The organism is Microbispora sp. H13382 (assembly GCF_014161445.1).
In the GTDB taxonomy this organism is placed as follows: Bacteria; Actinomycetota; Actinomycetes; order Streptosporangiales; family Streptosporangiaceae; genus Microbispora.
In genome coordinates this window covers 21,436-41,601 of record NZ_JABBXA010000017.1, presented here as the reverse complement: position 1 = coordinate 41,601, position 20,166 = coordinate 21,436, and the positions used below count along the sequence as shown (strand labels likewise).

Annotated in this window: 18 protein-coding genes; 10 read left to right on the top strand and 8 right to left on the bottom strand. The window is 71.3% G+C overall.

The window, feature by feature from the left end; translation table 11 throughout:
• The first annotated feature begins 361 nt into the window (after positions 1-361).
• Together HHX41_RS28265 and treS are read left to right on the top strand one after the other, a co-directional pair.
• Positions 362-2,050, top strand: a complete 1,689-nt coding sequence (locus tag HHX41_RS28265; protein ID WP_182908388.1) for an asparagine synthetase B family protein — start codon at positions 362-364, stop codon at positions 2,048-2,050.
• 271 nt (positions 2,051-2,321) lie between these two features.
• Entirely contained in the window at positions 2,322-4,061 is a 1,740-nt protein-coding gene (treS, locus tag HHX41_RS28260) for a maltose alpha-D-glucosyltransferase (RefSeq protein WP_182908387.1), read from the top strand.
• Positions 4,062-4,132: 71 nt separating this feature from the next.
• On the opposite strand, the gene HHX41_RS28255 is transcribed toward treS, so the two are convergent.
• From HHX41_RS28255 to HHX41_RS28245, 3 genes are all read right to left on the bottom strand, one after another.
• The gene (locus HHX41_RS28255) at positions 4,133-6,403 is read right to left on the bottom strand and encodes an FtsX-like permease family protein (RefSeq protein ID WP_310742210.1); all 2,271 of its coding nucleotides are present in this window, start codon (positions 6,401-6,403) and stop codon (positions 4,133-4,135) included.
• Positions 6,404-6,595: 192 nt separating this feature from the next.
• Positions 6,596-7,345, bottom strand: coding sequence for an ABC transporter ATP-binding protein (locus HHX41_RS28250; protein ID WP_182908385.1), 750 nt, complete (start codon positions 7,343-7,345; stop codon positions 6,596-6,598).
• Positions 7,346-7,448: 103 nt separating this feature from the next.
• Positions 7,449-7,955, bottom strand: coding sequence for a PadR family transcriptional regulator (locus tag HHX41_RS28245; RefSeq protein ID WP_169982060.1), 507 nt, complete (start codon positions 7,953-7,955; stop codon positions 7,449-7,451).
• A gap of 136 nt (positions 7,956-8,091) precedes the next feature.
• Between HHX41_RS28245 and HHX41_RS28240 the strand changes: the two genes are divergently transcribed.
• From HHX41_RS28240 to HHX41_RS42405, 7 genes are all read left to right on the top strand, one after another.
• The gene (locus tag HHX41_RS28240) at positions 8,092-9,354 is read left to right on the top strand and encodes an ABC transporter substrate-binding protein (protein ID WP_169982061.1); all 1,263 of its coding nucleotides are present in this window, start codon (positions 8,092-8,094) and stop codon (positions 9,352-9,354) included.
• Positions 9,355-9,356: 2 nt separating this feature from the next.
• Positions 9,357-10,688: an ABC transporter substrate-binding protein gene (locus tag HHX41_RS28235; protein ID WP_169982062.1), complete on the top strand. Its 1,332-nt coding sequence runs from the start codon at positions 9,357-9,359 to the stop codon at positions 10,686-10,688.
• Between the two features lie 202 nt (positions 10,689-10,890).
• The gene (locus tag HHX41_RS28230) at positions 10,891-12,282 is read left to right on the top strand and encodes an ABC transporter permease subunit (RefSeq protein ID WP_182908468.1); all 1,392 of its coding nucleotides are present in this window, start codon (positions 10,891-10,893) and stop codon (positions 12,280-12,282) included.
• Positions 12,279-13,166, top strand: coding sequence for a carbohydrate ABC transporter permease (locus HHX41_RS28225; RefSeq protein WP_169982063.1), 888 nt, complete (start codon positions 12,279-12,281; stop codon positions 13,164-13,166). Before HHX41_RS28230 ends, HHX41_RS28225 begins: the two co-directional genes overlap by 4 nt.
• Before the next feature lie 184 nt (positions 13,167-13,350).
• Positions 13,351-14,028, top strand: a complete 678-nt coding sequence (locus tag HHX41_RS28220) for a uracil-DNA glycosylase (RefSeq protein ID WP_182908384.1) — start codon at positions 13,351-13,353, stop codon at positions 14,026-14,028.
• A 24-nt stretch (positions 14,029-14,052) separates the two neighbouring features.
• Entirely contained in the window at positions 14,053-14,403 is a 351-nt protein-coding gene (locus HHX41_RS28215) for a hypothetical protein (protein WP_169982065.1), read from the top strand.
• Between the two features lie 307 nt (positions 14,404-14,710).
• Positions 14,711-14,977 (top strand): hypothetical protein, encoded by a 267-nt coding sequence (locus tag HHX41_RS42405; protein ID WP_396795288.1) that lies wholly within the window; start codon positions 14,711-14,713, stop codon positions 14,975-14,977.
• On the opposite strand, the gene HHX41_RS28205 is transcribed toward HHX41_RS42405, so the two are convergent.
• Positions 14,880-15,422 carry an MOSC domain-containing protein gene (locus tag HHX41_RS28205; protein ID WP_182908383.1) on the bottom strand — a complete coding sequence of 181 codons (543 nt, stop codon included), beginning with the start codon at positions 15,420-15,422 and terminating at the stop codon, positions 14,880-14,882. The genes HHX41_RS42405 and HHX41_RS28205 overlap by 98 nt on opposite strands.
• The gene (locus HHX41_RS28200; protein WP_310742209.1) at positions 15,419-16,075 is read right to left on the bottom strand and encodes a TetR/AcrR family transcriptional regulator; all 657 of its coding nucleotides are present in this window, start codon (positions 16,073-16,075) and stop codon (positions 15,419-15,421) included. The genes HHX41_RS28205 and HHX41_RS28200 overlap by 4 nt, the downstream gene beginning before the upstream one ends.
• Before the next feature lie 95 nt (positions 16,076-16,170).
• Here HHX41_RS28200 and HHX41_RS28195 point away from each other — a divergent pair, with 95 nt between their 5' ends.
• Entirely contained in the window at positions 16,171-17,097 is a 927-nt protein-coding gene (locus HHX41_RS28195) for a TIGR03564 family F420-dependent LLM class oxidoreductase (protein WP_182908382.1), read from the top strand.
• A gap of 227 nt (positions 17,098-17,324) precedes the next feature.
• Here HHX41_RS28195 and HHX41_RS28190 read toward each other — a convergent pair whose 3' ends face one another.
• From HHX41_RS28190 to HHX41_RS28180, 3 genes are all read right to left on the bottom strand, one after another.
• Positions 17,325-18,269, bottom strand: a complete 945-nt coding sequence (locus HHX41_RS28190) for a hypothetical protein (protein WP_182908381.1) — start codon at positions 18,267-18,269, stop codon at positions 17,325-17,327.
• A 125-nt stretch (positions 18,270-18,394) separates the two neighbouring features.
• Positions 18,395-19,468: a hypothetical protein gene (locus HHX41_RS28185; RefSeq protein WP_182908380.1), complete on the bottom strand. Its 1,074-nt coding sequence runs from the start codon at positions 19,466-19,468 to the stop codon at positions 18,395-18,397.
• A gap of 225 nt (positions 19,469-19,693) precedes the next feature.
• Complete coding sequence (locus HHX41_RS28180; RefSeq protein ID WP_310742208.1) at positions 19,694-20,161, bottom strand: NUDIX domain-containing protein; 468 nt, start codon at positions 20,159-20,161, stop codon at positions 19,694-19,696.
• Positions 20,162-20,166: the final 5 nt, after the last annotated feature.

Genomic DNA, 20,166 nt, shown 5'->3' with positions numbered 1-20,166 from the left:
CGACACCTTCGTCACGTTCAGAGCGCGGTGGAGCAGTCCCGCAAAACAGCATTAACCGGCAAAGGTCGGCAAACCTTCAAAAACGTATAACAGCGCCAAGTTAGCGATCAAGGGGTGATCATCTACATTTCATCTATATATACACTCACATGCGGAATATCACCCTCTGTTATCTTTCGATTGTCACGCCCTCACGTCGGCGCGAAACCGGCGCCTGTTGGCGGGGTATTAAAGGAAGCCCATTTCGTTCGTCCGGCCGATGCCGGGCGGCCACCGCTCCCGCCCGCGGCCGTGACGGACTCCGGTCCCCCGGCCGGCCCGAGGTCCGTAGACTCGGCTGGGGTTCAAGGGAGGGCAAACCGTGCGCAAGGGTGAGTGGCCGCGATTCCAGGCCAGGCCGTACGTCTGCGGGGCCGTCGGGCCCTTCGAGCAGGCCAAGCTCGACCTGCTGGCGCGGTCGGGGCCCGCCGTGCAGGGCGTGCACAGCGCCCCGGAGGCCGCGCTGCTCGCCTCGGCTTCCCTGGCACCGTACGCCACGGGCGAGCGGACGACCGCGTACGCATGGAGCGACCGGCGGCCGGAGACCGGGGGCGAGCCCCGGGCGAACGCGTGGCTGCGGGTCGCGGAGACGTACGAGACCCCGGGCCTGGTGGACGAGCCGGACACCGTGAGCCTGCACACGGGCGGTCTCGGCCTGGTCGACGTCTACTACCTGCAGGACGGGGAGGCCGTCTACTTCTCCTCGCTCATCGAGCCGCTCCTCGCGCTGGCCCGGCGGCCGTACGAGGTGAACTGGGAGGCGTGGGCGGCGATCCTCCGGCTGACCTACCCACTGCTGGAGGACACGCCGTACCGCCAGATCCGGCGCCTGCCCGGGGCGACCGCGCTGAGCTGGTCACGCCGCGCGCGCAGGCTGCGCGTCGACCGGCGGACCCCGCGCTGGGTGCGGGAGGAGCCGGTGGACCGGGGCGTCACCGGCGGCGACCTGGTCGCACTGCTGCACGACGCGCTCAAGCCGTACGAGCGGGTGCTGGTGCCGGTGAGCGGCGGGTACGACTCGCGGCTGCTGGCCAGCGTGGCGGTGGCCAGGAAGATGGACGTCGAGTCGTGGACCACGAGCCCGGACGACGGGCTGGACAACGACATCGACTTCGCCCGCTACATCACCCGTGAGCTGGGGATCCCGCACCGGATCATGCCGCAGGACCCGGCCGCCTATCCGCAGGAGGCGCTGTGGGCGGCGCGCCGCCTGGAGTTCCTCACCAGCCACCACGCGTGGTACTCCCCCTTCGCCCGGGAGGTCCACGGCGCGGGCCGGGCACTGGTGGACGGTCTCGCGGGCGGCCCGCTGATGAAGAACTTCCTGATCACGGCGGACGCCGTCGGCGCGGGCACCGGCGCGTCGCGCCAGGATGCGCTGCTGAAGGCGCTGGCGACCGGCGACGCCCACGTCCCCGTGCTCGGCGAGGCCGCCGCCGCGTGGATGGACGACCGGGTCCGCACGGCGTTCACCCGGGCGACCTCCATGCTGCACGGGCACCGGGCCGAGCTGCCGTTGAGCGTGCTGCACACCCGGACCGTGCGCGGTATCGCCCGGTCGCCGGTCAACCTCGTCGGCCCCGAGGCGACCCCGGTCTTCCCGTTCCTGCACCCGGAGTTCTTCGACGCGGCGCTGTCGGTGCCGGTCGCCCGCAAGGAGGGCGGGAAGTTCTACCGGGAGGTCCTGCGGGCCGCCAACCCCAGGGTGGCCGCGCTGCCCTCGACCAACACCCCGCTGCTGCCGAACCGCCGGGTGCCGCTGCGCTCGAACGGGCCGGTCGCCCGCGAGTGGAACCACCGGATGCTGGTCAGGGCCGCGGAGATCCCCGGGCTGATGTCGCGCCCGATGCTTGATGCGATCGCCGGCGGGCCGGACGCGCTGACCGCCTTCGGATCGTGGAACTCGCGGTTCTGGCTGCGCGCCCTGGTGGCGTTCGGGGCGTGGCTGAGCGACTACGAGGACGTGCTCGGCGACCTCACCCCGCCCTGGACGGCTCCGTCCGGCGGGTAGCCCGCGCCGCACACCCGCACCCGCACCCCGCCCCGCCCCGGCCGGCGCCGTCCGGCGGGTAGCCCGCACCGTCCGGCTGCGCGCCTGTGCGGTAGCTGTACGTGATCAGTTGGAAACAGGTAAAAACTGCATGTCAGACCCCTGTCAGCCTTTTCGGTCAGGACACCTTGAGTGGTATTTTTGGTCAACTAGAGCCAAACATCACGGCGTGAGCTTCAAAGCTCGGGTGTGACCTGACCACGCGCCCCCTCTTATCTCAAGCGAGAACCAGATGAACGCTGCTGCGCCCTGCCCTGACCCCGCCTCGGGGCCATTCGGGGCCTCACCCGGAGATCTCCCGGAGATCACCGATTTCACCTCGCAGGACCCCCGCTGGTACAAGCGCGCGGTCTTCTACGAGGTACTGGTCCGCGGATTCAAGGACTCCAACGGCGACGGCACCGGCGACCTGCGCGGGCTGATCGACAAGCTCGACTACCTCCAGTGGCTCGGGGTCGACTGCCTCTGGCTGCTGCCGCTCTACGAGTCCCCACTCAAGGACGGCGGCTACGACATCTCGGACTACCTCAAGATCCTTCCGGAGTTCGGCGACCTCGGCGACTTCGTGAAGCTGATCGAGGCGGCCCACGAGCGCGGCCTGCGGGTCATCACCGACCTGGTCATGAACCACACCAGCGACCAGCACCCGTGGTTCCAGGCCTCCCGGCAGGATCCGGACGGCCCGTACGGAGACTTCTACGTCTGGTCGGACGACCCGAACAAATACTCCGGCGTCCCGATCGTCTTCGTGGGCAGCGAGGAGTCGAACTGGACGTTCGACCCCGTGCGCAAGCAGTACTACTGGCACCGGTTCTTCCACCACCAGCCCGACCTGAACTATGACAACCCGGACGTCCAGGACGCGATGATGGAGGTCATCCGCTTCTGGCTCGACCTGGGCGTCGACGGCTTCCGGCTGGACGCGGTGCCCTACCTGTTCGAGCGCGAGGGCACCTCCTGCGCCGGGCTGCCCGAGACCCACGACTACCTCAGGAAGATCCGCGCCGAGGTGGACCGGATCTACCCCGACCGGGTGCTGCTCGCCGAGGCCAACGGCTGGCCCGAGGACGTGGTCGAGTACTTCGGCGACCCCACCGTGGGCGGCGACGAGTGCCACATGGCCTTCCACTTCCCGCTGATGCCACGCATCTTCATGGCCGTGCGCCGGCAGAGCCGCGAGCCGATCTCCGAGATCATGTCGCGCACGCCGAAGCTGCCGGAAAGCGCCCAGTGGGGCATCTTCCTCCGCAACCACGACGAGCTGACGCTCGAGACCGTGACGGAGGAAGAGCGCGACTACATGCACGCCGAGTACGCCAAGGACCCGCGCATGCGCGCCTACCTCGGCATCCGGCGGCGTCTGGCCCCACTGCTGGAGAACGACAGGGACCAGATCGAGCTGTTCACGGCGCTGCTGCTCAGCATGCCGGGCTCTCCGGTCATGTACTACGGCGACGAGATCGGCATGGGCGACAACATCTGGCTGGAGGACCGCGACGCGGTTCGCACGCCGATGCAGTGGACCCCGGACCGCAACGCCGGGTTCTCCGACGCCGACCCCGGCCGGCTCTACCTGCCGGTGGTCATGGACCCCGTGTACGGCTACCAGGCCGTGAACGTCGAGGCCCAGGTCAAGAGCGAGTCGTCGCTGCTGCACTTCACCCGGCGGATGCTGCAGATCAGGCGGGAGCACCCGATCTTCGGCACCGGCGACTACACCGAGCTGTGGTCGCCGAACCCGAGCGTGCTGGCCTTCCTGCGGGAGGAGGGCGACGACGTGGTCCTGTGCGTCAACAACCTGTCGCGCTTCGCCCAGCCGGTCGAGCTCGACCTGCGGCGCTTCACCGGGATCACGCCGGTCGAGTGCCGCGGCGGCGTCTCCTTCCCGGTGGTCGGCGACCTGCCCTACCTGCTCACACTGCCGGGCTACGGCTTCTACTGGCTGTCCCTGCGCAGGTCGCCGGACGCCTGACGGGCTCCGCGAAGGGCGCCCCCTGCTGAAGTTCCCTCCAGCAGGGGGCTCTTCTCAGCAGGAGGGGCCCCTCAGCGGGCGGTGACGGGCACCTGTGCCCGCGCCGCCCGCCGGGCCGGGATCAGCGCCACCAGCAGGGCCGCCCCGATCGCGCTCACGAGGGTCGCGGCCAGCATGCCCGGCGTCGGGGCCTGGCCGATGCCCGCGCCGACGCCACTGCCGCGGCCCTCCAGGTCGATCAGCCACCGGGAGCAGGACGCCCCCGCCGCCGCTCCCAGCACGACCCCCACCGCGGCGGGCAGGCCGGTGGCGGTGACCAGCGTCGCCATCACCTGGCGGGGAGTCAGGCCCATCGCCTTGAGCACGGCCAGGTCGAGGACGTGGTCGCGCAGCCCGAGCGCGCTGGCCGTCAGCAGGCTGGCCAGCCCGATCAGGGCCAGCACGGCGACCAGGGCGACGATGATCACCCGGATGACCGCCAGCCGGTCGGCCGGGTTCACGGCCTGGGCCACCTCGAGTCCCTGCCCCTGCAGCCGGGCGCGCACCTGTGCCGCGTCGGCGCCGGGCCGCAGCACCAGGGCGTAGAACTGGGGCGGCAACGCGTCCTTGGCCGCCAGGCTGTCCACCCCGAACGACAGCACCTCACCGTCCTGCTCCGGCTCGACCACCCGGCCCACGATCCGCACGATCAGCGGGGTGCCCCCGATCGTCACGCGGACCCGGTCGCCGATCCGTACGCCGAGGAGATCGAGCAGGCCCTGCCCGGCGATGGCCTCGCCCCGGTCGGCGAACATCCGGCCCTCCACCACCGGGAAGGGGTACGGGTCGGAGGACAGGCCGAGCGCCCTGGTCCGCACGGTCCTCGTCTGCCAGGGGACGAGCGCGTCGAGTTCGGCTCCCGGGTAGGCCGCCACCACGTCCGGATCGGCCATCGCGCGCTGGCGCGCCTCCTCGGCGGTCAGCTCGCCCGGCCGCAGGGACAGGGCCGCCGCCTGGCCCACCCTCTCCGGGTGGCGGCTGAAGTCGTCCAGGGTCGCCCAGCAGCCGAGCCCGATCGCGATCATCATCATCGGGATGGCGACGCCGCATACCGTGAGCGCGGCCGGCGTCCTGCGGGTGAAGGCGTCCCTGGCGCCGAGGACGAGCGCGGGCGGCAGCCGTACGAGCAGGGCGACCCTGGCCAGCCGGGACAGGTGCCCGCGCGGCGGCGCCGCGGGGGCGGCCGGAATCGGCGGGGTGCGCCCGCCGCGCCAGGCCGGGATCAGGACCGCGACCAGCACCGTCAGCGACGTCCCCGCGATGATCGCCGCGAGAGGGCCGGCCGACAGCGGCACGACGACCGTCTCCCCCATGGCGTACGCCGTGATCAGGCGGGCGGCGACGGCGCCGGCGGCGATGCCGAGCAACCCGAGCGTGCCGTGCTCGGCGACGAGCATCCGGACCACCTGACCCCGGGTGAACCCGAGCGACTTGAGCGTGGCGATGTCGCGCAGCTGGATCAGCACCCGGCCCCCGGCGGCGTTGGCGAGCGCGAGCGCGGCGGCGACCAGGCCCGCGCCGCCGAACAGCGCGAGCAGCAGGCCGAGCAGCCGGTTGTCCAGCTCCATCGAGGCCCGCACCTCGCGCCAGGTCGTCACCCGCTGAACCTGGTTGCGCAACGTGAAGACGGCCCTCTGGACGACGAGGTCGGTGGTGGCGGCATCGGCCAGCCGCAGCCCGGTCACGGTCTCGGTGCGGCCGGGCGCGGGCTCGACGACGTTGAGCGTCTGCGCGAGCGTCCAGGCCAGACCCGGGGTCCACTCCGGGTAGAAGCCCTGGTCGCCGCTCTCGGCCAGTCCGGCGACGGTCAGCGTGTGGGTCGCGCCGTTGAGTCCGGTGACGGTGAACGGGCTGCCCGGCCGCAGGCCGAGGGCCCGGGCGAACGACCGCTCGACGACCACGCCGTTCGGGGTGCGCACGTCGAGCCAGCGGCCCTCGCGCAGGAGCGGGCGGGCCACCGCGGGGAAGGCCGCCGGCGTCTCCTGCAGGGTGATCGGCACCCGCCGGCCACGGGTGACCAGCGTGGCGGGCGCGCTGCGGTATGGCCCGGCGACGTCGGTCACGCCGTTCAGTCCGCGCAGCGCGGACACGTCGGGGACGTCCTTGCTGTGGATCCAGATGTGCGCGCTGTTGCTGCGCGCGAACAGGCCGCGCCAGGGGTTGGTGCCGTCCTCCAGCAGCGTGGCCGCGACGATCAGAGCGGTGACGATCCCCGCCACAGCGAGGACCGTGAGCGCGGCCTGCCCCCGGCGCGCCCGCAGGTCCGCGCGGATCCACCGCAGCTCCGCGGTCCTCACCGTCACCACCCCACCTCCCCGCCGTGATCCGTGACCTGCGGGACAACATGGCGTGATCTTGCGATAGGTCGCAGCGAGGGGGCGTGACCCGCGACGGAGCAGTTCATGATCTTGCAGTTTTCCGCGAGCCGGAGGCGGCGCGCACGGTGATCACGCAGACCGTCCGGGAGTTCGGGTGATTCCTGGCGGTGCACCGGGTCAGCTCCGGAGTTCGACGACGTCCCCCGCCGCTCCCGAGGGGCGCCGGCGCGACTTCGGGATGGCGCCGTCGTCGACGATCTGACCGTCGAGCAGGCTGACGACGCGGTCGGCCATGCTCGCCACCCGGGCGTCGTGGGTGACCAGCACGATCGTCTGGCCCTGCCCGTGCACCTTGCCGAGCAGGCGGAGCACGTCACGGGTGTTGCGGCTGTCGAGGTTGCCGGTCGGCTCGTCGGCCAGCAGCAGCCGGGGCTGGTTGGCGAGCGCGCGGGCCAGCGCGACCCGCTGCTGCTCGCCACCGCTGAGCTGCGCCGGCGACGCCTCGGCGCGGTCGGCGAGGCCGAGCTCGCCGAGGAGGTACTCGCGCCGTTCCCTGGCCTGCCGGGGCGGAACGCCGCCCAGCAGGGCGGGGAGCTCGACGTTGTCGGCCACGGTCATGTTGGCGACCAGGTTGAAGAACTGGAAGACGAAGCCGATCTTCTCGCGGCGGAGCACCGCCCAGCCGCTCTCCGAGAGCGTGTCCGCCCGCTTGCCGTCCAGCCAGATCTCGCCGCTGGTACGCGTGTCCAGGCCGCCGAGCATGTGGACCAGCGTGGACTTGCCTGACCCCGACGGGCCCATGATGGCGACGAACTCCCCGGCCTCGACCGTCAGGTCGACCCCGCGTACGGCCGGCACGGGCAGCCCGCCGGTCTGGTAGATCTTGACCAGGTTCACCGCCCGGACGACGGGAGCACCGGCGCTCATGCCACCCCCTCGCCTTGCGGCTCGGGGGCGCGTCGTGCCGGAGGCGCGCAGTTGACCGCGTCGCGCAGCGCACTGTGCTTACCGATTCGCTCGCTCCGCTCACTCATGGCAGGTCCTCCTGGCAGCGCTCGAGCCAGTCGAGGTCGGCCTGGAGGTGGAGCATGGCCCCCTCGATGAGCAGCAACGCGACGCGGTTGGCCGGGTCGGTGCGCTCGGCCAGCTCGCGGAGGTCTCTCATGAGCGCAAGGTAGTGCCGTCGCTGCCGGTTCACCAAAGCCATGCGGTCGGACAACCCGGTCATCGGGGCCAGCACGAGCTTCATGAAGAACTCGTCGCGCACGCGGGGGCCCTCGGTGGGCTCCTCCACCCAGGTCTCCAGCGCCTCCCGGCCGGTGGCGGTGATGTAGTAGACCTTCTTGTTCGGCCGGTTGGCCTGCTCGACGTCGACCGAGCGGACGAAGCCGTCCTTCTCCAGCCGGCCCAGGGTGACGTAGATCTGTCCGATGTTGGGTGACGGGTAGGCGCCGCCGAAGATCGTTTCCAGTGCCTGTTTCAGCTCGTATCCGTGGGCAGGTTCCTTCGCAAGGAGCGCCAGCAGCGACTGCCGCACGCGCCCACCCCCCAAGCCGTATCGAGCAGTTATCGGAGCGTTACGGGCTGATCCGTTGACGCTCACATTATCGCTATGCATAACATGCATGCACCTACCTAACACGTATGTAACCGGCTTTTCATACGGAGGCCACATGGTTCGCCGAGCCGTCGTCGTCCTGGTCACCTTCCTGGTGGCCGGGTGTGCGGGGCTCGCCGACACCGGCACCGAGTCCGCTGTGGGCAGCGACGGCACCGGGCCGATCACACTGGCGATCGGCAGGGACACCACCGCGTACCTTCGCCCGCTGCTGGACCGGTGGAACCAGGCACACCCGGACGAGCCGGTGTCGCTGCTCGAACTGCCCGAGGCGGCCGACGAGCAGCGCGCCCAGATGGTGGCCAACCTGCAGGCGCACAACGACGTCTACGACGTGCTCGCGCTCGACGTGATGTGGACGGCGGAGTTCGCCGACGCCGGCTGGATCGCGCCGCTCGACCGCAGCCTGTTCCCCCTGGACAAGCTGCTCAAGGGAGTCGCGGACACCGCCATCTACCGCGACAGGCTGTGGGCGGCGCCCTACACCAGCAACGCCGGCCTGCTCTACTACCGGTCGGACATCCTGAAGAAGGAGCACCTTAAGCCGCCCAGGACCTGGGCGGAGCTGCGCGAGCAGGCCACGCGCCTGAGCGCGAAGTATCACATCGGGGGATACGCCGGACAGTTCCTGCCGTACGAGGGACTGACCGTCAACTTCGCCGAGGCCGTCCAGTCGGCGGGCGGGTCGATCCTCAGCCCGGACGCCCGCACGGTCACGATGGACCTCGGCAGCGCGCGGGCCGCGCTCGGCTTCCTGGTCGGCGGCGTCAAGGAGGGGTGGATCCCCCGCGAGGCGCTGACGTACAAGGAGGAGGAGTCCCGGCTCGCCTTCCAGGAGGGGCGGCTGCTGTTCGCCCGCAACTGGCCCCACGCGTACGGACCCGCCGCCCATTCGAAGCTGGCCGGGAAGTTCTCGGTGGCCCGGCTGCCCGGCCTGAACGGGCCCGGGTCCAGCTCGCTGGGCGGCTACAACCTCGCCATCAGCGCCTTCTCCAAGCGGCAGAAGTCGGCTCTCGACTTCATCCGCTACTTCACCGGGCGGGACAACGAGCGGCTCGTGCTCACCGAGGGCTCGTTCCCCCCGGTGTGGGCGGACCTGTACGACGACCCGGAGCTCATCGAACGGTTCCCGTACCTGCCCGCGCTCAAGGAGGCCATCGTGTCGGCCCGGCCCAGGCCGGTCACCGCCGACTACAACCAGGTCAGCCTGCTGATCTCCAGCGCCGTCACCGGCGCGCTCACCCTTGCCAAACCCGTAGACGAGACCGTCGCCGACCTCAAACAGGGGCTCGGCGAGGTCATCCAGCCCGGAGGATAGATATGCGCAAACTCCCCCCGATCATGGTCGCGTGCCTCGCTCTCGCCGCCGCCGCCGCGTGCGGCAGCGACTCCGGCACCGGCTCGGGCAGCGAGCCCGCGGCCCAGGGCAGCGCCTCGGCCGCCGCCGGCGCCAAGCCGCTGGAGGGCGAGAAGATCGAGATCGCCGCGAAGTGGACCGGCGACGAGCAGGCCAACTTCGAGAAGGTGCTCAAGGCGTTCGAGGAGAAGACCGGCGCCAAGGTCACCTACGCCTCCACCGGTGAGGACACCGGCGCCTACCTCGGCCCCCGCATCCAGGGTGGCAACCCTCCGGACGTCGCCATCCTGCCGCAGCCGGGCCTGGTGCAGCAGTACGCCGACGAGAACGCGCTCAAGCCACTGTCCGCCGAGGTGCAGGCGCAGATCGACCAGAACTACACGCCGTACTGGAAGGAGCTCGGCTCCGCCAAGGGCCAGGTGTACGGCGTGCTCGTCAAGGCGGCGCACAAGTCGCTCGTCTGGTACCGCCAGTCGGCCTTCGACGACGCCGGGGCCCAGCCCGCGGCCACCTGGGACGATCTGATCAAGAACGCCCAGACGCTGTCGGACTCCGGCGTCGCGCCGTTCGCGCTGTGCGGCGCCTCCGGCTGGACGCTGACCGACCTGTTCGAGAACGTCTACCTCTCCACCGCGGGCCCGGAGAACTACGACAAGCTCGCCAAGCACGAGATCCCCTGGACCGACGCCACGGTCAAGACGGCCCTGGAGAAGATGGCGCAGATCTTCGGCAAGAAGGAGTTCATGCTCGGCGGCTCGTCCGGCGCGCTGCAGACCGACTTCCCGACCTGCGTCACCCAGGTGTACGGCCAGAAGAAGGCCGCGATGGTCATCGAGGCCGACTTCGTCGCCGCCTCCGTCGGCCAGTCGGGTGCGAAGGTCGGCGAAGAGGCGAAGGTCATGCCCTTCCCGAAGGCGGGCGACACCGAGCCGGTCGTCCTCGGCGGTGACGTCGGGGTGGCGATGAAGGACTCGAAGGGTGCGCAGGCGCTGCTGGAGTACCTGGCCTCCAAGGAGGGCGGCGAGGTCTGGGCCAAGCAGCCGGGCTACCTGTCCCCCAACCGCAACGTCTCGCCCGACAACTACCCCGACGACCTGACCAAGCAGCTCGCTCAGACGATCATCTCTGCCGGTGAGTCGGTGCGGTACGACATGTCCGACCTGGCGCCCAGCGCCTTCGGTGGCACCGACGGCAAGGGCGAGTGGAAGGACCTGCAGGACTTCCTCCGCAACCCCTCCGACGTGAAGGGCGCGCAGGAGAAGCTCGAGGCGGACGCCGCCAAGGCCTTCAAGTAAAGGAAGGACGGCCGTGACCGAACGGTTGGACGGCCCGCAGGCCGCCGGCGGCGGCGACTCCGCCGCCGGGGCCTCCTCCGGCCCGCGCGATACCCCTGCAGATCCTTCCCCCGCCCCCTCGGGCTCCTCGGACTCCCCCGGCTCCTCGGACTCCTCGGACTCCTCCGGTTCGCCGGACCCGGAGACCGCCACCGCGGACCCCGTGGCCGCCGCGGACGAGCCGCCCGCGGGTCCGGCGGCGGCCGGGTACCCGACGGCGGCCCCGCCCGGCGCGGTCGCGCCGGCGGGCGCGGCTGAGGCGCCCGTACGGCTCGGCCCGTCGCCGAGGCTGGCGGTGCTGTTCCTGTTGCCCGCGGTGCTGCTGCTCGCCGCGTGGGTGATCTACCCGGTCATCTACTCGATCTGGCGCAGCCTCTTCGACGCCACCGGCGACCGCTTCGTCGGACTGGGCAACTACCTGTCGATCTTCACCGACTCCGCGACGCTCACCACGATCAGGAACAACATCATCTGGGTCGTGGTGGCCCCGATCGTCGTCACCGCGCTCGGCCTGATCTTCGCGGTGCTGACCGAGCGCATCCGCTGGTCCACGGCGTTCAAGCTCGTGCTGTTCATGCCGATGGCCGTCTCCCTGCTCGCCGCCGGTGTCATCTTCCGCCTCGTCTACGAGCAGGACCCCGACAAGGGCGTCGCCAACGCCATCATCACCACCGTCCACGACACGTTCTCCTCCAGCGCCGGATACCCCGGCGCCCGGCCGCGGGAGAACGACCAGGCGCCCGCCGTCGTGCAGGGCGGCGCGGTGGTGACCCGGCAGCAGGCGCAGCCGGGCACGCCGGTGCTGATCCCGCTCGTCGGCCTCAGCCAGGACGTGGTGAAGGACGCCGCGCCCGCCAAGGCCGCCCCGGCCGGCGGTGGCGACGGCCTCAGCGGCACGGTCTGGCTCGACGTGGTCCGCGGTGGCGGTGGCACGCTCAACCAGATCGACCCGCAGGAGAAGGGCCTGGCCGGCATCACGGTCGAGGCGGTCTCCGGCGGCGCGGTCAAGGCGACGACCGAGACGGCCGCGGACGGCACGTTCCGCTTCTCCGGCCTCCCGGCCGGCTCCTACGTCGTACGGCTGCCGCAGGACAACTTCACGGCGCCGTTCAACGGCCTGACCTGGCTCGGCCCGTCGCTGATCACCCCTGCGATCATCGGCGCGTACATCTGGGTGTGGGCCGGGTTCGCGATGGTGCTGATCGCGGCCGGGCTGTCGGCGATCCCCCGCGACGCCCTGGAGGCGGCCCGGATCGACGGCGCGACCGAGTGGCAGGTCTTCCGCCGGATCACCGTGCCGCTGCTGTCGCCGGTGCTGCTCGTCGTCTTCGTCACCATGATCATCAACGTGCTCAAGGTCTTCGACCTGGTGTTCATCATCGCCCCCGGGTCCGTGCAGCCGAACGCCAACGTGATCGCGCTGGAGATGTGGCGCGTCTCGTTCGGCGGCGGAGGCAACCAGGGCATGGGTAGCGCGTTGTCCATCTTCCTGCTCGTCCTGGTGGTGCCGTTCATGATCTTCAACATCCGCCGGTTCAGGAGGGACGAGGGATGACGACCCTGGCCGAACCCCGGCACGCGCAGCCGGTCGCCCGCGGCCTGATCACGCGGGTGACCGACCGCCTCGGCAGCGGCGTGGTGCAGGTCTTCATGATCCTGGTCGCGCTGTTCTGGCTGCTCCCGACCCTGGGCCTGCTGATCGTTTCGCTGCGCGGCGAGACCGAGAACAACTCCTCCGGCTGGTGGACGCTGTTCACCAAGCCGGCGCAGATCACGTTCGAGAACTACTCGAACCTCCTCGCGTCGGGCTTCAGCTCCTCGTTCTGGAACACGGTGCTGATCACGGTGCCCGCGACGCTGCTGGTGATCGGCATCGCGGCCATGGCGGGGTACGCGTTCGCCTGGATCGAGTTCCCCGGCAGGGACACGGTGTTCCTCGTGGTCATCGCCCTGCTGGTCGTCCCGGTGCAGATCGCGCTGATCCCCATCGCCAAGCTGTACGGGTTCCTCGGGATCTTCGGCTCGATCCTCGGGGTCGTGCTGTTCCACGTGGCGTTCGGCCTGCCGTTCGCCATCTTCCTGCTGCGCAACTTCTTCGTGGGCATCCCGCGCGAGCTGCTCGAGGCGGCGCGGATGGACGGCGCGCCGGAGTGGCGGATCTTCGCCACCGTGGTGTTCCCGCTGGCCAAGCCCGCGATCGCGTCGCTCGGCATCTTCCAGTTCCTATGGGTGTGGAACGACCTGCTCGTCGCGCTGGTGTTCGCCGACACCGACAACCAGCCGATGACGAAGGCACTGCAATCCCAAATGCGACAGTTCGGCACGAACGTGGACATCCTCGCGCCGGGCGCGTTCCTGTCGCTCATCATCCCGCTGGTGCTGTTCTTCGCCTTCCAGCGGTATTTCGTGCAGGGCCTGCTCGCGGGCTCGGTCAAGTGACCCGGCCGGAGGCCCCGGAAGTCCCGGGGTCTCCGGCATCACCGCGGTCGCCAAGGGAAATGTCCCGTATGTGGCGAACCGTGCCGAGAGGGCGTCGGATGCCCGCTTCACGGGGGTAAGCGGGCATCCGATCTTTCCCCCGCCGGGCCGTACGGGGACGGAAAAGCCGATAGAGTGCGCGGACATGTCAGGACGTCCGTTGCACGAACTCGTGGAAGCCGGATGGGCCGAGGCCCTCGCACCCGTGGCCGGGCGCATCGCCGCCATGGGCGACTTCCTCAGGCAGGAGATCGCGGAAGGCCGCCAGTACCTCCCGGCGGGCGAGAACGTGCTCCGCGCGTTCAAGCAGCCGCTGAACGAGGTCCGGGTGCTGATCGTCGGTCAGGACCCCTACCCCACCCCCGGTCACCCTGTCGGCCTGAGCTTCTCCGTGGCCCCGGACGTACGGCCGCTGCCGGGGAGCCTGGTCAACATCTTCAAGGAGTACATGGCCGACCTCGGCCACCCCGCGCCGTCGAACGGCGACCTCACCCCGTGGACCGAGCAGGGAGTGCTCCTGCTCAACAGGGTGCTCACGGTGATGCCGGGCAAGCCCGCCTCCCACCGGGGCAAGGGGTGGGAAGAGGTGACCGAGCAGGCCATCAAGGCGCTGGTCGCGCGGGGCGGGCCGCTCGTGGCGATCCTGTGGGGCCGTGACGCCCGCAACCTGCGCCCCATGCTGGGGGAGGTGCCGTGCATCGAGTCGGCCCACCCCAGCCCGTTGTCCGCGCGCAGCGGATTCTTCGGCTCCCGTCCGTTCAGCCGGGCCAACGCCCTGCTGGAGCAGCGGGGCGGGGCGCCGGTCGAGTGGAAACTGCCATAACGGCTTGCCGATAGGATCACCACCATGAGCGATGGAACGGACACCGGTCGCTATCTGCGGCTCACCGTCGACCTGGTGGTCGAGGTCCTCGATGTCGACGCGCTGCAGGCGGCGGCGCTCGCCGAGATCCGCGACCCCCAGGCCGAACTGGACGACGCCGAGCGGCAGGAGCAGATCGAGCTGGTCAACTCCGACAAGACGGGCGCGGCGGCCCTGCAGTGGCTGATCGAACCCGACCACGTGCTCGGCCTCGTCGAACACGTCACCGAGATCGAGCCGCGTGAGGCGATGCTCGGCGTCGAGCCGTCGGAGGGGGTCCTGGAGGACGAGGACGACCACGACCACGACCACGACGAACCGGGCCACATCCACTGAGGCCTGTGTACGAGAGAGGGCGTCGGACCGGCCGACGGGCCGGGCCGGCGCGCCCTGATCGAGCGGATGACCGCCCCTCCTCGCGGGACGTCCTGTTCGTGCCGCCGCCGCTGCGACCGGGCGGCACACTCCCCTGAGACGGCGAACGCCCGCGCCGGACCCGAGGGGATGATGCCGGCCATGGTGATCCGGCAGACTGCCGTCACATGACGCCCCCGCTCCCGTCGACGACCTCATAGCCGCCTACCTCGAGGCGATCGACGCCGAAGCCGGCGGCCTCGTCGAGGGGCTGTATCTGGAGGGGTCCGTGACCTTGGGCGACTTCCGCCCGAACACCAGCGACGTCGACTTCGTGGCCGTCACCGCCGCGCCGTCCCCGCCTTCGCCGACGAGGTCATGCCGTACCGCCGCGGACGCGACCCGGAACAGGCCGACCGCTTCGCCGACGTCCTCTCTGAGCCGCCGGCCTCCGGGGCTCAGACCACCTGAAGAGGGTGGTGGGGGCCGGCCGGCGGCTCGACACGGATCGGGTCGCCCGGCCGGACCTCGCCACCCGCGAGGACGACGCCCATGATCCCGGCCTTGCGCACCAGGGTGCCCTCCTCGTCCCGGTCCAGCACCGCCTTCAGCAGCCCGTCCTGGAAACCGTCGATCTGGAGGCAGGGGTTGCGAAGGCCGGTCACCTCGACGACGGCCGTCTCCCCGAGGTGCAACCGGGTCCCGGTGGACAGCGCGAGCAGATCGACGCCCCTGGTGGTGACGTTCTCCCCCATGTCCCCCGCCCGTACGGCGAAGCCCGCCTCACGCAGCTCGTCGTGCAACTCCGCGTGGATGAGGTGCACCTGGCGCAGATTCGGCTGACTGGGATCGCGGGCGACCCGCGACCGGTGCTTCACGGTCACCCCGGCGTGGGCGTCCCCCTCGACGCCCAGGCCGGTCAGCAGCCGGATCGACTCCAGCGGCGTCTTGCTGAAAGTGTGGGTCGCGCTACGGCTGACCGCCGTCACCCTGCTCGTCATGTCCCCTCCTCGTGGGCGGATGGCTCCATTCCGCGCACGAGGGCGAGGAGACGGTCAAGCAGATATTCGTCATCCGGGGCCTGCTCGCTCACCCACGCGATCGCGTTGACCAGGGTGAGGAGGTCGGCGATCCCGATGTCGCCGGGCACCGCGCCGTCCCGTTGCGCGCGTTCGAGCAGGGCGGCGCCGGTGGCGCGGATCCGCTCCTGGCAGGCCGCGAGCGCCGCGTCGGCGTGCGGCGCGGGCGGCACGGCCAGTCGCGCGGCGACCAGGCCTCGCATCGCGGTCGCGTGCACCGCCACGGCCCGCAGCCAGGTGCGCAGCGCCTCCGCCGGCGACTCGTGGCCGAGCAGGTCGCGTCCCTTCTCGCACAGCGCCGCCACGTCGTCCCCGATGATCGCCACGAGCAGGGCCCCGAGGGTGGGGAAATGGCGGTACAGCGTGCCCGCGCCCACCCCCGCGCTCTGCGCGATCTTGTTGAGCGACGCCTGGGCTCCGTGCTCGGCGAAGGCGGCTCTGGCGGCGCGTAGCACGCGTTCGCGGTTGTCCCGCGCGTCGGCCCGCATCCGCCGGCTCCCGGGAGCATCGGCCGATGAGCCCGCGTCGCCGGGCTCCGCCTGCCGCCCACGGGCCCTGGCGCTTTCGGTCGTCACGTCACCCTCACATTGCCATCCGGAGAGGTTCTCCGTATTCTAGCCGCACCCTAACCGGAGAGGCTCTCCGCTTGAGGGCCGGAAGGAGCCGTTCGATGAGGATCGGTGTTCTCGTGGGCGAGGTACGGGGAGCCGCGACGGCCGAGGAGTTCACCGGCCAGGTACGGGCGGCGGCGGAGGCCGGTTTCGCCACCGCCTGGTCCGCGCAGGCACTTGGCTGGGACGCGCTGACCGCGCTGGCCGTGACAGGTGCACAGGTGCCGGGCATCGCGCTGGGTTCTTCGGTGGTTCCCGTGCCCGCACGTCATCCGCTGGTGCTGGCGAGCCAGGCCCTGAGCGTCCAGGCGGCGACCGGCAACCGGCTCACGCTCGGCATCGGCGCGGGGATCGCGATGATGACGCGGACGATGTTCGGGCTGCCCGCCGATCGGCCCGTCGCCCGGATGCGCGAGTACCTGTCGGTGCTCCGTCCCCTACTCAGGGGCGAGCAGGTGAGCCATCGGGGCGAGACGTTCACAGCGGAGGGCACGGTGCACGTTCCCGGCGCCGCGCCGCCGCCCGTGCTGCTGGCCGCCCTCGGCCCCGCCATGCTGCGCCTGGCGGGCGAGCACGCGGACGGTGTGGTGACCTGGATGACCGGCCCCCGCACCCTGGCCGGCCACATCGTCCCGACGGTCACGCGGGCGGCCCACGCCGCCGGGCGCCCCTCCCCCCGCGTCGTCGCCGGGCTGATCGTCTGCGTGACGGACGACGAAGCGGGCACCCGGCGGCGGATCGCCGGAGAGTTCGGCCTGGCGGGCCAGGTGCCCGAATATCGGGCCGTGCTCGACCGGGAGGGCGCGGACGGCCCGGAGGACGTTGTGATCGTCGGCGACGAGCGCGCGGTTGCCGACCAGATCCGGCGGGTCGCCGAGGCAGGCGTCACCGAGTTCGCCGCATCGCCGTACGGGGACCCCCGGGAGCAGGAGCGCACCCTCGCGGTGCTCGGCGGCCTCGCCCGGTCGGCCGGCTACGCGTTCTGAGAACCGGCCGCTCGGACCTGCGCGCGGGCCGACCGAAGGCGGAACCGCACCGGCCGACCGAAGGTGCGAAATGCACGGCCAAGACGCGAACCGCCCGGCCCGCCCGCAAGCACACCTCCACCGGCCTACCGAAGGTGCGAAATGCGCGGGTTGACCAAGACGCGAACCGCCCGGCCCGACCGAAGGCGCACCCCCGCCGGCGACTCTGCGGAGCCGGGCGGGACCGGTCAGGAGCCGAGGACCTCCTCGCGCCGCCGGGCGAGAGACTCCTGCTGACGGGCCAGCTCACCGCAGCGGTCGGAGATCTGGTTGACCATCGCCGCGACCCACTCGGCGACCTCGCGCACCGCCTCCGCCGTACGGGCGATCCGCTGATGCTTGATCGCATCGGTGATGATGTTGTCGAAGAAGACGTCGGCGAACCAGCGGGTGTCCACCTTCGGCAGCTGGGGCGCCGCGCTGACGCCGATGTCGGCCAGCTCGCGGGAGAACCGGTCGAGCGCCCCCTGCGCGTGCCAGGCCGCCTCGTCGGCCTGACGCAGGTGCCCGTGCTCGACCATGTCGGCGAAGCCCCCGCCGCTGCTGAACATGTCCCAGGTCGAGGCGCCGCGAGCGCTGCCCAGATGCCGCAGGACGTAGCCGACCGCCTGACCCGCGGCGGCCCCGGCCTGCTGCGCCTCCTGGTGCTCGCGCAGGTCGGCGCTCACGTTCGCCAGCCGTGCGGCGATGTCGGCGAGCTCCCGGCCGCGCGGATCGCCCGACTCGACCAGCATCCGCTCCTTACGGGCGAGCAACGCCTCCAGCTCGTGGTGCGGGTTGCCGAGCTCCGCGAGTGCCTGGTCAGTGGTGCGCAGGTCGCCGGTGAGCCACTCCAGGCGGGTCCGCTGGCCGGTGACCCGCTGGCGGGCCGCCGCCGCCTCGGCCCGTTCCCGCGCCAGGCGCTCCTCCTTGCCCCCGGTCAGCCCCGCCAGAAAGGCGGTGAAACCGCCCTGCTCCAGCTTGACGACGTCGCGGTCCTCCTTGGCGAGCTGCCGCTCCAGGTCCGCGAGCACGCCACGGACCTCCTCGATTTGAGTCAGGAGAGTGGCACGCTGCCGGGTGAGCTGGTCCCGGCGCCTGGCGCGCTCCCGCGCGTCCCGGATCTCGTCGTCGATAGCACCGAAAAGGGTCACACTTCACAGACGTCTGATAGATACCCAAACGTTCCCTCTCAGGTCAGCGGCCCGCCGCATCACCGGCCCACCCGCCCGGGGTGGCGCGACGCCCGCGCCGAGGCATCCTCCCGGCGCCCGCGGGGTCACGCGACCAGCAGGCCGGGCGTGTGGCGGGGGTTTCCGTCGTGACCGCCCGGCAGCCGGAGTTTGAGGCAGGAGCGGGCGGCGGCGTCCGGCGTGAGGCGTGCGCGCAGGAGTCCGCCCGCCTCGTGCGGCATGCCGGGCAGGGACCCGAACTCGGCGCCGGCGATGCGACCGCTGTCCCGGGACAGCATGCTCGTCCCCGCCACCTCAGGCCGCTCGCGCGGCCCCTCCGATATGCCGGGCAGGGACCCGAACTCGGCGCCCGGGATGCGAACGGGAGCGGTCTCCAGGTCCGCTTCGCCGGACAGCACGGCGTACTCCGTCCCGGCAACCCGGAGGCGGCGGGCGACGCCCCGGCAGGGCGACCGGAGGCCGGTGGACAGCCAGGCGAAGTGGCCCGCGAGCAGCGCCTCGGCCACGGTGCGCAGAACGGTCACCGAGCACAGGCTGTGCGCGCAGGCGAGGCCGGCCAGCGTGATCTCCGGCAGCCCGAAGCGCCGCAGGCCGCGCGAGGTCGTGACGAGGCACGAGCAGCCGCCGTCCACATCGGCCCCGACGTCACCGGCCCGAGCCCCGGCACGAGCGGCAGCGCCGCGGGCGCAGGCGGGTTCCTCGTCGGCGCACGACACCCTCCAGCCCAGCCAGTCATCGCCGAGGTGGAAGTCCCGCCGCTCCCCCGGGCAGTCCGCGCAGTGGTAGACGGCCGCCCCGGTGAGCGGGTCGTACAACGCGCCGTGGTAGGCCTCCGCGATCCCGCGCGCGGCCGCCCGGGCGACCTGGGCGGCCTCGGGTTGTTCCTCGACCGGGGCGGTACTCGTCACCACCACGTGATGACGGGCCCGTCGCACCCGTTTCAGGTCCTCGGCGCTCAGATCCATCCGCCGCCATGGGGACCGCGTCGACCGGAAGGCCTCCAGCGTCAGCCGGGGCGTGCCGAGCGCGTCCCTGGCGGCGCGCCGGTGGGACGGCCCCATCCGCCAGGGGACGATCGACGAGAGATCGGTCGGCGTCCGGTCCGTGACGACGACGAAGACCGACGAGGTCTGAGCGGGCACGGGATAGGTGATTCGCATGGCTTCTCCTCCGCGACGTGCTGCACGTACAACCGCCGGAGCGGCCGCGGGAAGTGCCGCAGGAGCAGCCGGCCCCGCACCCACCGCTCCTCGCACTGCCGCAGGGCCACAGCCTGCGCGAATCCCCAGCCGCCCGCGCCTACCGAACACCGCTCTGTGGAACGGCGGACGGACAAGACAGGCGAATCCGCGCGTCACGCCGCCGCGATCCACAGGCCAGGCCGGTTACGACACCCCGGCCTGCCCGCCTTCGCCGAGGATGAGGAGCCGATGCGACTCCAGCAGCCCTTCCGGCAGGTCGTCCGGCGTGAACCACCGCGCCTCCAGGATCTCCCTGGGGTCGATCTTCATCGTGCCGCCGGCGAACTCGGCCTCGTACGCCACCTCGACCCGCAGCCGGAAGCCGCTCCTGAGCCGCACGAGCCCGCCGACGCGCACCTCCAGACCGGTCTCCTCCCGCACCTCACGGACGACCGTGTCCTGGAAGGTCTCCCCCTTGATCGCGGAGCCGGTGGGCAGCCCCCACTGCCGGCCTTCCGGCCACAACCGATGCCGCAGCAGCAGCACCCGCCCGTCCCCGTCGCGGACGATACCGGTGACACCGACCATGAACTTCGCCTGCGAGATCCACAGCAGCCGCCACTGCACCGAGCCGCCGATGCTCCGCCACAGCCGGGCGACCAGATCGTTCACGCGAC